This window comes from Novosphingobium sp. CECT 9465 (assembly GCF_920987055.1).
GTDB lineage: Bacteria > Pseudomonadota > Alphaproteobacteria > Sphingomonadales > Sphingomonadaceae > Novosphingobium.
Genome location: NZ_CAKLBX010000001.1, coordinates 3,236,265 through 3,251,493 on the forward strand (window position 1 = coordinate 3,236,265; position 15,229 = coordinate 3,251,493).

Genomic DNA, 15,229 nt, shown 5'->3' on the forward strand with positions numbered 1-15,229 from the left:
GCAGCAAACTGATCCGAACAAGACCATTTTGCACGTCTGCAACCCCATGCAGTATCCAGGCCATGGGGCTACTTTCCGGACGGCACGGTGTTAAGCAGGTACAGTTCCATGGTTTCGCCGAGCGTTTCGCGGGCCATGTCGATACGGGGCACTGCCAGTTCCATGCCGCCAAGATTGGCAATGCCGCCATCATCCATGAAGCAGCGGCGGTATCCCGCCGCCCACAACAGTTCTGCAGTGCGGCGATCGATCATGCCGAATGGCGGGGCGACAGAGCGTACGGCGGTGCGGGTCATGGCTTCCAACTGAATCCGGGTTTCGACCGCCACCTGCAACAGTTCGGAAGAAAGCATGGTGTCAGCCGCGCGGCCATCGAGCCTGCTCCCCACACCAAGGCCCTGCGCGACCCAATCACGCACGATTGCTTCGGTGCCCGCAACAGCCAGGAGTTCGGCAGGGGTCGTAAAGATGAATGGCTGAAAGCCATTCCGGCGGACGATCGGCCAGCAGTGCTTGACGAAGGCATGGTCCAGGGCATCGAAGGTGATCATCAGCGGCCTGCCCATGAGCCTGCCACTGTACCGCGCGGCGTGATCCCACTCCTGCATGGAAAGCGAACGGTAGCCATGGCGACGAAGCTGCTGGAGACAATCTTCAAAATCTTCGCGGGGCAGCCGGAAAGGATCATCGTCGTCACCATCCCTGACGCCTGCAATTCCGTGGAAAAGCAGCACGGGGATGGTCCGGGTGGTGGTCTGCATCGCCTGGCTGCGCGTAACAACCGCCCCGTCCCACACCACGTCCGCGGCAACCCGGTCTTCGAGTGTGCATCCCAATGGGACGGTTTCGATCAACGCCGGGGCAGCATGGGCTTGATCCGGGCAAGCCTGTTCAAACAGGTCGATACGATAAAGATCGGTGATGATCGCGCGGACGTGGCGCAATCCGGGGGTGTTGCTGAAAATCGCAAACACCTGATCGCCACCAGCCGTACCGTCCCAATCGAAGGCGGTGCGATCGGGACGTTCGCCGATCAGGAAGGCATGCGCGTGTACGAACTGCCCGCCCGGACGCAGCGCTTTCGCAATTGCGGAAGCGACGGTCTTCAACGCTGCCAGCGAAGGAGCGAAGTACAGCATTTCCGAACACGTGATGAGGTCATACTGTCCAACGATGCCATCGCGGAAGACATCGCCTTGCACGAATGTGACATCGCCTTGTCCGGCAACACGCTGACGGGCGCGTTCGATGGCCAGTTCCGATATGTCGAACGCGGTGACCGAGGCGAAGCGCCTTGCCAGATCGACCGTGAAATGACCTTCCGCGCAGGCAATTTCGAGAGCATGGCCGTTTGAAACCGGCCGGATCAGCGATAGCGTCCGTGCATATTTGATCTGTTCGTATTCGCTATCGTAGCGCCATGGATTGGCTTGCTGGAAAAAGCGGTCCCAATCGCCCGACGAAGAGCGGTGGTCTGGATGAAATGCAGGCGCGGGAACGGTTACGTGGTCTGTCCGGGCCTGGTGCGCCATGGCGCCTGCCTCGATCTGGCGTACCCGGCGCCCTAGCGTTCCGGCAAGCACAGGGCTGCGCGCTCTGGGCACGGCTCTGTCAATCACACGGCGGGTGAGGGCAGCGAAGCGGGCGAGACGCAGCGAGACTTGCGTTGAAAGCAATGCTTTGCGGGCCAGCCTTGTTTCGATGCGATGGGCAAGACTGCGCCGGATTATGCGGCGGACATCCGCCCCCGATAGAGGCCCCAGCAAGGGTCCATCAAAGCTGAACCAGGTGATGGGGCGCAAATACGGGATCTGGAAGACGATGACATCGGCCTGCGTTTCCGGCCGGAAGCCACGCCATGGCATGGCGGGCATCAGTGTGACACCCAGTACCTTGCCCAGATCGATCCGCCCCCGGAAACGACCATGGCGGGCAATCAGCAATTGCAGCGCACGCGAGATCGGAAGCACGACATCATCCCTGCCCACGTGATGCGCCAATCGTGCAAGCAACCGGTCCACGCCATCGCGCAGTCCGGGCCAGCGCTGGGCCAGTGCGGAAAATCCCGTTCCGCTACCCACCACCAGGCCGTTGAACAGGCGCAGGGCAAGTTCGTCCTTCTGGTAGCGACAATCGACATCGGGACCGAGATCGTCGAACACCTCTGGAAGTTCGCGCCCCTGGCCAATGGCCACACCAGCGCTCCACATCCAGTTGCGCAAGGCAAGATCCGAGATCGCGAAGGATCGCATGTCGAACTCTTCGAGACCACGGGCAGGGCTGATTTTCAACGAATGGGCACGTTCCAGCATGGTTCGCGCATCGCGCAGCATAAGCCGGGTATCTCGCGTAAGGGAATCGGCGCTGGACCAGTATTGTGCAAGAATACGCTGCGTTACGGCAAAACGGCAGCCGTCCTGCGCCAGTCGCAGCCAGAGATCCCAATCCTCGTTCGTGTGCAATGTTTCATCTGTCCGTCGTCAGAACATTCGGCACAACTCGCGGCGTAAATTAGCGGAGTGCGGACCTCGTCTGGGGGTTGATGTTAGGCGGCGAGCTTGCGGTGTTGCAAGCGCCGATGTTCGATGGTCTGTCGCTTGATCCTTTCGCGCTGTTTGATGATGGCTGGAGCCCTGCCGAAGTAGGCATCGGCGGGCGTCACGTTGTTCAGGCTCTCGTGGTAACGCTGGTGGTTGTAGTACTCGACGAAGGCCTCGATTTGGGCTTCGAGGTCGCCGGGCAAAAAGTAGTTTTCCAGCAGGATGCGGTTTTTCAGGGTTTGGTGCCAGCGCTCGATCTTGCCCTGGGTTTGCGGGTGCATCGGGGCACCGCGCACGTGGCTCATCTTCCGGGCCTCAATGTATTCAGCCAATTCGCCGGCGATGTAGCTGGGGCCATTATCCGACAACAGCCTGGGCTTGTGCAGCACCGTGGCGCTGTCGCAGCCCGATGCGCCAAGGGCCAGGTCGAGCGTGTCGGTCACATCCTCGGCGCGCATGTTGGTGCACAGTTTCCAGGCGATAATGTAGCGCGAGAAGTCGTCGAGCACGGTCGACAGGTACATCCAGCCCCACCCGATGATCTTGAAGTAGGTAAAATCAGTCTGCCACATCTCGTTTACCCGCGTGGTCTTGGTGTGGAACTGATCGGCGGCCTTGATCACGACATAGGCCGGGCTGGTGATCAGATCGTGGGCCTTCAACAGACGGTAAACCGTGGCTTCCGACACGAAGTAGCGCCTCTCATCGGTAAAACGCACCGCCAGTTCCCGGGGGCTTAGCTCGGACTGCCCCAGCGCCAGCTCGATGATCTGATCATGGATGTCAGGCGGGATCCGGTTCCACACCCGGCTCGGTGTCGATGGCCGATCCTCCAGCGCCTCCGGGCCGCCTTCGAGGAACCGGTCGTACCAGCGGTAGAAGGTCCGACGGGCAATGCCGAGCTCGTCCAACGTGTGCTTGGCTGGTAGGTGCGATTGCTCGACGATCCGGATGATCTCGAGCTTCTCCGATGCTGGATACCTCATTCGTCGTCGCCCCCATCCGCGATCATACTTTTTTTGAGCAGACGGTTTTCGAGCGTCAGGTCGGCAACGCATTCCTTCAGGGCACGGGCTTCGCGGCGCAGGTCCTGCACCTCGCCGGTGGTTGCGGCACGGGCAGTGTCGCCAGCCAGGCGACGCTTGCCCGCTTCCATGAACTCCTTCGACCAGGTGTAATACAGGCTTTGGGCGATGCCTTCCTTGCGGCACAGCTCGGCAATGCTGTCCTCGCCGCGCAGGCCATCCAGCACGATCCTGATCTTGTCTTCGGCCGAGAAGTGCCGACGGGTCTGCCGCCGGATGTCCTTCACCACCCGCTCGGCAGGGGCCTTCATCGGCGATTTTTTTAAGGAGTGTTGGGGCTTCATCTTCGTTCCTTCGTCACTACGACGAAGCCCCAACACTCCTTAAATCACAACCTCAAATCTGTGCCATTGGTGCTGACGGGGAACAGCTTCATCCAGGATCAGTATCTGCGGATCGGTGATCATCGCGCGGGCAATGCCCACGCGCTGGCGCTGCCCGCCGGAGAGGTTGAGACCGCGTTCGCCCACGCGGGTCTGCACACCCTGCGCCAGACCGGCGAGAACCGGCGCAAGGCCCGCGACTTCGATGGCCCGGACAAGGTCCGCTTCGCTGGCTTGCGGCCTTCCGATCAGGATGTTTTCAGCCAGGGTGCCATCGATCAGTTCGACGTCCTGCCCGCTGACTGCCAGCGTACTGCGCCATTCATCAATGTCGATGTCATCAAGCGGACGTCCGTCGATAGTGATCGTTCCGTCTGTCGGCTGCAGAAAACCGAGCAGAAGATTGACGAACGTGGATTTGCCCGCCCCACTCCGGCCATCGATCAGCGTCCATCCCCCGGCCGGTATCACGCCGGTAAATCCCGCAAGCGCGGGCAAGGGCCGGTTGGCATAGTGAAACGTGAGATTTTCGAGAGCGATGCATTCGCGCATACCGGTGAAGGGTATGCCAGAACTCCGCCGCCGTTCTGGCGGTGCCATTGCGACAAGTTCACTGACCGCCCGGATCGGCGCAAGCATCACGGCAAGGCGCAGACGGTGCGTATCGAACGCAGCCACATAGGGCTGCATGCGATAGAGAAGCGCGACGGATGCAAGGATCACCGGAAAGCCAAGGCCCTGCTGCAAGGCAACGAGCGTAATCAGGACGAGCAACAGCAACGACGTGACCTGATTGCCGGATTCGCCGATGCTGGACAACAGATCGCTGCGGTTGGACGCGCGATGAAGCCGCCCGGAATGCTCCGCAAACACCCTCATCTGCGCCCTGGTGCCACTGAACGCCCTGACCGCGCGCATGGATTGCAATGCGCGCAAAGTCATCACGCTCACCTGGCGCGAGGCATCGGCAACCTCTTCTCCGGCACGTTCAGCAGCCCGTTCCACAGGCTTGAGCGCGAATGACAGAAGCACCGTTCCGACAATGGCGACGATACCGATAGCAGGCGCGACAAACATCAGGGCAAGACCCATCAGCAATGCGATGACGCCACTCAGGACCATGTTCGCCAGGGCATCGGTCGCCTCTGCGATGCGCCAGCTCTGGTGATTGACCACCATCAGCATGTCACCGAAGGACCGGCTTTGCATCGCTTCCATCGGCATGTGCAGCAGGCTGCGGAACAGCGAGGTGCGCACCTGGTGGGATATGCGGCCTTCCAGCAGCGTGGTGACGATATCGTTTGCCACGATCACGAAGATTCGCAGCGCCATCATCGCCCCCGCCAGCACTGCCAGAACCCAGATTTCCCCGCCGGTCCAGTCCATGATCAGCCCTGCCAGGCGATCGAAGCCATCGTGTTCAAGCAATCCCTGATCGGCTTCACCGCGCATCATGCTGGACAGCAACAGCAGGACCACGCCGATTCCCATGCCTTCGGCGGCGGCTGCAACCAACCCCAGCCCGATGACGGACGGCAAGGCCCAGGTCATGCCGCGCCAGAATGGCGCCACCAGACGCAAAACGGCGATCACGCCACCGATGCTTATGGACGCACTTTCCCGGTCGTCGAACTCGTCAAACTCATCAAGTGCCGCGAAAGATACTTCGGGAGATGCCGTATGGCTGCCGTTGGCAGTCGACGCGCCATGGCTCTCCGATGGCACGAAATTCATGCCAGGCTCGACCGCCGTTTGCGGCCCGTCTGAAGATCCATTTGCGTGACGTTTGCGATGAACGCATCCAACCCTTCAAGGCCGTTCACATCAACGCGAGGCAGCCGCATCGGATCGTCGAGCATTGTGGCAACGCCGTTGCGCGTACCGAACCCGATTGCAAATCCGGCATGTTCGAAGGCCCGGCAAGCAGCCATGTCCTCGATGCCATAAGGATAGATCACCGCTTCCGGGGCAATCCCGGTCGCTTTCAGAATAGCGTCGCGCGATTGCACCGCCTCGCGATAGAGTTCGCGCCCGGAAAGCGCGTTTACCGGCGAATGGCTGGTCGAATGGCTGGCAATGATTGCCCCTTCGCGCGCCACCTGGGCAATTTCGGCCCAGTCCATCAATGGGGCAGGTTCGCCAAAACGGCGGTCCCATTCCGCCACGCCGCCAACGTGATCGGTCACCGGCGCGACCGTGGCGGGAATGCCGAAGCGGCCAAGGATTGGCCAGGCCGTGGTCGCAAAATCGCGATAGCCGTCATCGAAGGTCAGCATGAACGGACGACCGGGAATGGCCCTGCGTTCACGCAAGGCCGCAAGCCATTCGTCCGGTGTGATGCCATGGTAACCATTCTGCCGCAGCCACCGCAATTGCGCTTCGAACATTGCCGGGGGCACCCGGTACTGGGCCAGGCTTTGCGGTCCGTCATCTGCCTCGGCGATCCGATGGTACATCAGGATGGGCACGGCCAAAGCCCGTTCATGTTCGACTTCGGACCATGTTGCCTGCGTTCCGCCCCATACGACATGGAACGCGTATTCCCGTTCGGGCGCACTGCCCATGGGTTCGAGCCGCACTTCCTTTGCCAATGGCGTTTTCGTGCGGCGATAGCGCTGGACACGGTAGAGTTCGCATTCGATCTCCACTTCCAGTTGCAGTTCTCCTGTTCCCAGCAAGGCATCGGTGATCGATTTGGCGCCGAACACGCCGCCCCAGTCGAAGCCCGACCGGTCGCGCTCCTCGGTCACTTCCACGATGTGAGCCGTTACCAGCACACCATCCGGGTTGAGGTGCGTGGCGATGTTGCGCGCGATCTGGTGCAGTTTTTCGCGCGTTCCGGCTTCGTAGAGAACCTCGCTGCAGACGATAAGGTCGAACATGCCGGGCAGCGGATTGTTGAAAAAATCGAGCTGATCGAACTTTACATGATCCAGACCCGATGCGCGACAACGCGCGCCTGCCCGTCCGATTGCGGTCCGTGATATGTCGGTCGCCAGCAGATCGTCGACAATGGCGGCAAGCTGGGCGGTGAAATGCCCTTCGGCGCAGGCGAGTTCGATTGCCTTGCAGGGTTTGTCACGCGGCACAAGTTCCAGAGTCTGTTCGTATTTGCGCTGTTCGTAGGGGCTGTCATAGGCCCACGGATTCTCGGTTTCGAACACCTGATCCCAGTAGTCGACGGAGTTTACCTCGACATCGTTGTTCCATTCCTGCGCCGTTGCCATTCGGGGCGCGGCCGCGGGAACAGCATCGTTTGCCGCTTTCGCCTCGACAGCGAAGGCCGCCAGCGCCCGTTCCCAGTTTGCAGATTCGCCCGATTTGACGATGGTTTGCGATTCCACCATCCGGCCAAGACCGAGGACGAGGGCGGCGCGGGCGCGCTGTTTCAGCGAGGCGACGGACAACGAGGGATTCGCCGCCATCCGTTTGATGCCCCATCCCCGCGCCCGCGCGATTTCCCGGCCCGTGTGGTAGGCAAGGCCCAACAGCCGCCACGGCGGCATCGCCCGGATCACCTGACGGCGATGCTGCCAGTATGGCGCCGTCTTGCGGACCGCATCAGCGATCACCCCCGGCGGGAGGGGAGCCACAGCCGGAATGGCCACAAGTCCGAGCGGCCGGTTGCCATCGCTGACATCGACCATCACGATATCGCACGTTCCAGGATCGATCGTTGGAACAGGCGCTGAAATATCGAGCCGACTGGCGTGGATCGCCGTGGATTGGAACTTTGCAATCCAGGCCCCAGGGCCGAATATCAGGCGAAGCTGGCACGCGCGGGCCATATCAACCGGACGGTGACGGCCCAGTTTCTGTGCCAGTGCGTTCCAGAAGGAATCGACACGGGGACCAAGTTCAGGCCAGCGACCGGCAAGCTCCGGCACTTCGATGCAAAGCGCAAACGCCATCGCGCCCGTCATCGAACCGGCGGCGTCTTCGGGATAAAGGAAGGCATCGCCGATATCGGGCACCAGATCCAGAAACGCCGTTGCATCGAGATCGAGCGCCACGGCATTGCCCGCGCACATGACGATCCAGTCCAGCAGCACGGACAGGCGATCCTCCAGGGGCAGCCCGTTGGCATAACGGGGATTGGCTGAAGGTACGCGCGGATCAGCCTGGAACATGCGCTCGATCACGATCACGCCGTCGCTGGCAAGCGCTTCGACCTTGCGCCGCGACAACGAATTGGGGCGCGTGGTGTAAAACGCCAGAATCTCGCGGATGCCCCTGAACTCGGCGCCGGTGCGCGCGATTCGCTGCCACAGGTCCCAGTCCTCGTTGATGGCGATCGCTTCATCGAATTCCCCGGCCGCGCGCATGATGTCCGCACGGGTCAGCGCACAGTGAACCGACAGCACACAGGTCCGGGCGAGTACGCCGAACGGATCGCTCAAGTCTGGAACGCGTTGTTCCTCCTGCAACTTGCCATCGGCATCGGTCAGGGCAAAATCGCAGTAAAGGACGCCTGCTTGTGGATGCGCCACCAGAATATTCAGTAACGACTGCAGGAATGATGGCGCAAAGACATCATCCGCATCGAGGAATCCGATCCATTCCCCGCAGGCTTCGCGCAACCCCGCGTTGCGGGCCGCAGATGCACCGCGATTCGGCTGGCTGAACACGCGCACACGCGGATCTTTGGCCGCACAACCTTGCGCAAGCGATAGCGTCGCGTCGGTCGAGCCGTCATCGACGATGACCAGTTCCCAATCCACAAACGTCTGCGCAGACATGCTGGCGACTGCGGACAGCAACGACGCTTCAGCCTGGAAAGCTGGCATAACGATTGAAACAGTTGGCATAAAGCCTTTCGCACCTGCAATGACAACGGCCTATAAACCAAATCTCCGAGAGGCTCCATGCTAACCTTCGGTAGGTTATTCGATAGGAAACAGGGCCGGTTCACCCGAATATTCCCAACTCATCTATAAACTCTGTAAAATATCGCAATTTTCATCAAGTTTTAGCACTGATCCGGTTCAATATCATGGCCGTCCTGCCTCTGCCGGGATATTGATCACATTCGGCATGCTACAGATATGTTGCGCTGCGGCAGATTGAGGGATGCAAGCGGCATTAGCAAGGATGACAAGCACCACGTGCCGACCTAGGTTGGGACAAATCGATCCATGAAAACTTCGACTATCCGGGAGGTCGTTTGAAAATCGTCTACTTCGTGCACGATGTTTACGATGCGGCTGTTGAACGGCGGGTCCGAATGTTCAACGCCGCAGGTGCACATACCACTGTTCTGGGTTTTCGCCGACGCGATTTGCCTATGAAGCAGCTCGGCAGCGCCCCCGTCATCGATCTGGGCAGAACCGAAGATGCCCGCATGGTGCAACGGCTGGGCGCGGTGATCGGCGGCCTTATGCACCCCGGCAAGCTGCTTGAGGCGGCCCGCGAAGCAGACATCATCATCGGCAGAAATCTTGAAGCCTTTGCGCTGGCCTGCCGCGCCCATGCCGCAGCACCCAAGGCTCGCCTGGTCTATGAATGCCTCGACATTCACCGCTTGCTGATCGAATCGTCGTTTCCGGCGAGGGCCTTGCAGGCGGTACAATCCCGACTGCTGCGTGACACCGATCTGATTCTGACATCGTCACCCGCGTTCGAGCGGGAATATTTCCGACCGAACGTCCACCATCTTCCCCCCGTTTATCTGGTCGAAAACAAGCTGCTCATGCTCGGCAGTGGGCCTGAACCGGTTTCTGAACAGGCCCCTCTACCTTCCCAGCCGCCGTGGACAATCGGATGGTTCGGAATGCTGCGCTGTCGAAAGACTTTCGACCTGCTGGCCGAACTGGTGCGCGGTAGTTCAGGACGAATCAAGGTCAACATCGCGGGACGTCCATCGCCTGCACAATTCGCCGATTTCGAGGCTATGGTCGCCGACGTGCCGGGGTTTTCGTTTCATGGCCCTTACGCTCCGGGCGATCTCCCTCAACTATACGCATCCTGCCACTTTGCCTGGGCGATCGATTTCTTCGAAGAGGGTCTCAATTCCAGCTGGCTGCTGCCCAACCGCATCTACGAAGCGATGGCCCATGGCGTGGTCCCGATCGCGCTCGATTCGGTTGAGGTCGGGCGCTGGCTTGTCGCGCGCAATGCCGGTCTTGTCGTGCCCGATGCAAAAGCATCGCTGCGTGAAGTGCTTCTGACATTGGACTCGCAACAGGTTGAACAGTTGCAGGCGCAAGTTGCCGCCGTTCCGGTTACCGACCTCGTCGCCACGAAGGCCGATTGCGATGCCCTGATGGCAGCGCTGGATGGGCTGTCCGTACCGGAGGTGACGGCATGAGCAGTTCTGCGCTGATCGTCATCCCCTGCCTGAATGAAGCTGCGCACTTGCGCGGGCTTTTGCAGCAGCTTCGCGCGGACAATCCATCCGCGCGCATCGTGGTCGCAGACGGTGGCAGCACCGATGGCAGCCGCGCCATCGTCGAAGAACTCGGCGCCGCAGATCACGGCATCATCCTCATGGACAACCCGGATCGCATCCAGAGCGCGGGGATCAATCGTGCCGTAGCCATGCACGGCGATGGGCATGAATGGCTTGCCCGGATCGATGCCCATTGCGCATATCCTGCAAATTACGTGGCGCGGCTGATCAAGGCCGGTACGCAGCGCAACGCCATTTCGGTCGTGGTGCCCATGGACACGATCGGGCTGTCCTGTTTCCAGAAGGCTGCGGCTGCCGCCCAGAATTCGGTCATTGGCACGGGCGGTTCGCCGCACCGCTCGAAAGGCGCGGGCGCCTATGTCGATCATGGCCACCATGCACTGATGCAGATCGGGGCGTTTCGTTCGGTCGGCGGATACAACCTGGGCATGTCGCACAACGAGGACGCAGAACTGGACCATCGCCTGCGCATGCATGGCAGGATCTGGCTCGAACCGGATTGTACCATAACCTACTTTCCGCGCGCCACGCCGCTGGCGCTGTGGCGTCAATACCGCAATTACGGCAAGGGTCGGGCACAAACCCTGCAATTGCATCGCATGCGACCCAAATTGCGGCAGATGATCCCGCTGGCCGTTCCGGCTGCACTCTTTCTGGCGCTTCTGGCGCCCGTACTGCCGTTGCTGGCTTTGCCACTTATGGTCTGGGCTGTATTGACGATGACTGCGGGCGCGTTGATCGGTTGGCGGTCGCGCTCTCTTTGCGCCGCAATGTGCGGATTTGCCGCCATGATCATGCATATGGCCTGGGGGCTGGGCTTCATCCGGCAGATTGCGATGGGCAAACGCCCATTGGCTGCAATCAGGCCGCTGTCATGAAGAGGAGACGCAAGCTGCAACTGCTGCTGACCGCTGCCATAGCCGCTGTCGCTGGCGCATTGGCCCTTTCCGGTGTCCTTCCGGCGCAGCCTGACAAGGCGGTGTCCGGGCCGCCGGCAGGCCATGTTTTCGAACCTGTCTTTGCCGATGAATTCGAAGGCAGCCGTGTCGATGACGGCAAATGGCTGTTCGCATTCTACGATCCCAAGACTGAAAAGCCGGGAATCGCAAAGCGCAACCTTTGGAACAACGGCGAACGTCAGGTCTACATGGACCCGGCATTCCTGGGCTGTTCCCCGTCAGCACCAATGGCACAGATTTGAGGTTGTGATTTAAGGAGTGTTGGGGCTTCGTCGTAGTGACGAAGGAACGAAGATGAAGCCCCAACACTCCTTAAAAAAATCGCCGATGAAGGCCCCTGCCGAGCGGGTGGTGAAGGACATCCGGCGGCAGACCCGTCGGCACTTCTCGGCCGAAGACAAGATCAGGATCGTGCTGGATGGCCTGCGCGGCGAGGACAGCATTGCCGAGCTGTGCCGCAAGGAAGGCATCGCCCAAAGCCTGTATTACACCTGGTCGAAGGAGTTCATGGAAGCGGGCAAGCGTCGCCTGGCTGGCGACACTGCCCGTGCCGCAACCACCGGCGAGGTGCAGGACCTGCGCCGCGAAGCCCGTGCCCTGAAGGAATGCGTTGCCGACCTGACGCTCGAAAACCGTCTGCTCAAAAAAAGTATGATCGCGGATGGGGGCGACGACGAATGAGGTATCCAGCATCGGAGAAGCTCGAGATCATCCGGATCGTCGAGCAATCGCACCTACCAGCCAAGCACACGTTGGACGAGCTCGGCATTGCCCGTCGGACCTTCTACCGCTGGTACGACCGGTTCCTCGAAGGCGGCCCGGAGGCGCTGGAGGATCGGCCATCGACACCGAGCCGGGTGTGGAACCGGATCCCGCCTGACATCCATGATCAGATCATCGAGCTGGCGCTGGGGCAGTCCGAGCTAAGCCCCCGGGAACTGGCGGTGCGTTTTACCGATGAGAGGCGCTACTTCGTGTCGGAAGCCACGGTTTACCGTCTGTTGAAGGCCCACGATCTGATCACCAGCCCGGCCTATGTCGTGATCAAGGCCGCCGATCAGTTCCACACCAAGACCACGCGGGTAAACGAGATGTGGCAGACTGATTTTACCTACTGTGCGCCTCGTCCCGGATGGTCCGGGGTGCATATGACTGGAATGCAAAGGAGAAAGGAGGAACTGAACGAATGCCTTGCCCTCTGCTGTGAGGGGGCATGAGCCCAAGCGGCGGTGACCTGCCGTCAACTGGCAGGGTGACGTAGCCCGCAGGTAAAGGGGATTGAGGCGAAGCCGTTACGCCGAGATGGTCCCCGAGGCTGTAGCGCTGGAAGGTTGAGGAACACGAACCGGTTAATCCGCATCCGAGGGCTGAAATGTCGCCTTCGCCTACACGGCTTAACAGGCGGAATGCTGATGATGGCGCCGGAGACGTATGTCGGCGACATCCGAATGTGGCCGGAAATGTAGCCCGTCCGCATGGAGCCATGGAGAGAATGCAGCCAGGCCATGGCATCGGCATCGACTTGCGGGACGCAAGGACAAGGACTGCGACCGGCAGCCTCCCCAGCGCGCGAAAGTCCAGCATATGAACGAGGGAAGGCATGATGGAATGCCAAGGGAGTTGGCCCCGATGTCCACCGTGCTGGCGGAGTCCCCGTAGTAGTCCGCGACAGGGAAAGCCTGTCACATGGCGAAGGGGGACAGTTCAATCAGCTTGAAGTGCAAACTACCTGACCAAACGAGGTGAAGACCTTTGATAATCAGCGAAATGCAGCACAAGCTCGCGACGTGGGCCGAGAGCGACCAGAACCGCAAGTTCGATCGCCTTCTCCGGCTCATTGCCGATCGGGCGTGGCTTGCCGAGGCGGCTCGGATCGTGCTGGCGTCGAGTGGCGCCAATACGCCGGGCATCGACGGAATGGACAAGCGACGGATGCAGGCCGTACTGGCAGAACAGCTGGCCAGTCTGCGAACGGACTTGCTGACGGGGAGTTATCACCCGCAGCCGGTCAGGCGAATCTATATCCCGAAAGCCAATGGCAAGAAACGACCACTTGGTATCCCGACCCTGAAAGACCGCATCGTCCAGCGCGCGATGCTGATGGCCATGGAGCCGATCTGGGAAAGCGACTTCCATCGCCTCTCCTACGGCTTCAGGCCGGAACGCAGCGTGCATCACGCTGTCCGGACCGTGAAGATACAGTTGCAGGATAGTGGTGCCGGAGCGCGGGGCCGCTGGATCATCGAAGGTGATCTGGCGAGCTACTTCGATACGGTCCACCACCGGCTTCTGCTTCGCTGCGTTCGGCGGCGAATCCGGGATGATCGGTTTGTTGATCTGCTCTGGCGATTCCTGAAGGCGGGCCACGTCGACCGTGGCCTGTTCGTCGCCTCAAGCGAAGGTGTACCGCAAGGCGGCGTGCTGTCGCCGCTCCTGTCCAACATCATGCTCCATGAGTTTGATGCGTGGCTGGAGGCGAAATACCTGAGCGACAAGGCGCGAAAGGATCGCTGGGCATGGAACTTCGGCATCCAGCAGGGGCGCCCCATCACGGTTCGCGAGAACCGGCAATGGAAACCTGCTGTCGCCTACTGCCGTTACGCCGATGACTTCGTTGTCATCGTCAAGGGCACCAAGGCACATGCCGAGGCCATCCGCGAGGAATGCCGGGCCTTTCTGGAAGACGACCTGAAGCTGACGTTGAATATGGACAAGAGCCATATCACCCACGTCGACGACGGGTTCGTGTTCCTCGGGCACCGGATTATCCGCAGGCGGGGATCGAGCGGACGCATGTCCGTGGTCTCAACGATACCCAAGGAGAAGGCCAAGACCTTCGCTCGCCGATTGGTCGAGGCTCTCTCCGGCAATCATGAGGTTGCCGCGGTGGACATGATCGACGGTCTGAACCGCCAGCTGGCGGGATGGGCTGCGTTCTACAGGTTCACCGACTTCACGGCGCGCACATTCCGGCGCATCGACACCGTCGTGTTCTGGAAAATGGCGCACTGGTTGGCGCAGAAGTACCGGTCCCGTATCAAGCCTTTGATGCGTAAATGGTACCGCATGCCGGAAACCGGCCAATCGAAGACGTGGCTGGTCTACGGTCGAAGCAATCAGGGCAATGCCGTCGGCAAGGCGCTGCGACGACTGGTCACAAGCCAGAAGATGCAGTTCCGGTGGCGGAATCCGGAGCGAAATCCCTACATCTATCGGGACGAGCTCCGAAACACCGTCACCTCCCGCTATCGTGATGTCGCCATGGCCTTGGACCAAGGTTGAATAGAGAGCCGTATGCGCTGAAAGGTGCACGTACGGTTCGGGGAGGGGAAGCGCTTATGCGCTTCCTACTCCACTCAAGATCATCGGGTGGGGCTGGATGTACCTGTCGACCGTGCTCGACGACTTCTCGCGCTACATTATCGCCTGGAAACTGTGCACCAACATGCGCGCCGAGGATGTGACCGACACGCTCGACCTGGCCCTTGGCGCATCGGGCTGCGACAGCGCCACGGTGCTGCACAAGCCCAGGCTGTTGTCGGATAATGGCCCCAGCTACATCGCCGGCGAATTGGCTGAATACATTGAGGCCCGGAAGATGAGCCACGTGCGCGGTGCCCCGATGCACCCGCAAACCCAGGGCAAGATCGAGCGCTGGCACCAAACCCTGAAAAACCGCATCCTGCTGGAAAACTACTTTTTGCCCGGCGACCTCGAAGCCCAAATCGAGGCCTTCGTCGAGTACTACAACCACCAGCGTTACCACGAGAGCCTGAACAACGTGACGCCCGCCGATGCCTACTTCGGCAGGGCTCCAGCCATCATCAAACAGCGCGAAAGGATCAAGCGACAGACCATCGAACATCGGCGCTTGCAACACCGCAAGCTCGCCGCCTAACATCAACCCCCAGAC

8 protein-coding genes and 2 pseudogenes are annotated in these 15,229 nt (G+C 60.6%); 6 read left to right on the forward strand and 4 right to left on the reverse strand.

Going from position 1 to position 15,229, the window contains the following annotated elements; translation table 11 throughout:
- Positions 1-68 precede the first annotated feature (68 nt).
- The 4 genes from LUA85_RS15775 to LUA85_RS15790 all read right to left on the reverse strand — a co-directional run bounded on the left by LUA85_RS15775 (position 69) and on the right by LUA85_RS15790 (position 8,756).
- Complete coding sequence (locus tag LUA85_RS15775) at positions 69-2,462, reverse strand: SAM-dependent methyltransferase (protein WP_231471201.1); 2,394 nt, start codon at positions 2,460-2,462, stop codon at positions 69-71.
- Between the two features lie 83 nt (positions 2,463-2,545).
- A protein-coding gene (locus LUA85_RS15780) for an IS3 family transposase (RefSeq protein WP_371823651.1) occupies positions 2,546-3,909 on the reverse strand; the annotation gives its coding sequence in 2 pieces (ribosomal slippage) (positions 2,546-3,561 and positions 3,561-3,909; 1,365 coding nt in all).
- 39 nt (positions 3,910-3,948) lie between these two features.
- Positions 3,949-5,682, reverse strand: a complete 1,734-nt coding sequence (locus LUA85_RS15785) for an ABC transporter ATP-binding protein (protein ID WP_231471202.1) — start codon at positions 5,680-5,682, stop codon at positions 3,949-3,951.
- Positions 5,679-8,756 carry a trifunctional glycosyltransferase/class I SAM-dependent methyltransferase/polysaccharide deacetylase gene (locus LUA85_RS15790; protein ID WP_256448255.1) on the reverse strand — a complete coding sequence of 1,026 codons (3,078 nt, stop codon included), beginning with the start codon at positions 8,754-8,756 and terminating at the stop codon, positions 5,679-5,681. The genes LUA85_RS15785 and LUA85_RS15790 overlap by 4 nt, the downstream gene beginning before the upstream one ends.
- A 374-nt stretch (positions 8,757-9,130) precedes the next feature.
- Here LUA85_RS15790 and LUA85_RS15795 point away from each other — a divergent pair, with 374 nt between their 5' ends.
- The 6 genes and pseudogenes from LUA85_RS15795 to LUA85_RS15820 form a co-directional block, all read left to right on the forward strand.
- On the forward strand, positions 9,131-10,255 hold the full coding sequence (locus LUA85_RS15795; protein WP_231471204.1) for a glycosyltransferase: 1,125 nt from the start codon (positions 9,131-9,133) through the stop codon (positions 10,253-10,255).
- Positions 10,252-11,235, forward strand: coding sequence for a glycosyltransferase family 2 protein (locus LUA85_RS15800; protein ID WP_231471205.1), 984 nt, complete (start codon positions 10,252-10,254; stop codon positions 11,233-11,235). Before LUA85_RS15795 ends, LUA85_RS15800 begins: the two co-directional genes overlap by 4 nt.
- Positions 11,232-11,558, forward strand: coding sequence for a hypothetical protein (locus tag LUA85_RS15805; RefSeq protein WP_231471206.1), 327 nt, complete (start codon positions 11,232-11,234; stop codon positions 11,556-11,558). The genes LUA85_RS15800 and LUA85_RS15805 overlap by 4 nt, the downstream gene beginning before the upstream one ends.
- Positions 11,559-11,610: 52 nt before the next feature.
- Positions 11,611-12,431 (forward strand): annotated as a pseudogene (locus tag LUA85_RS15810) (helix-turn-helix domain-containing protein); the annotation flags it as partial.
- Positions 12,432-13,068: 637 nt separating this feature from the next.
- Positions 13,069-14,598 carry a group II intron reverse transcriptase/maturase gene (gene ltrA / locus LUA85_RS15815; protein WP_008828485.1) on the forward strand — a complete coding sequence of 510 codons (1,530 nt, stop codon included), beginning with the start codon at positions 13,069-13,071 and terminating at the stop codon, positions 14,596-14,598.
- 67 nt (positions 14,599-14,665) lie between these two features.
- Positions 14,666-15,214, forward strand: a pseudogene (locus LUA85_RS15820) (transposase); the annotation flags it as partial.
- Positions 15,215-15,229: the final 15 nt, after the last annotated feature.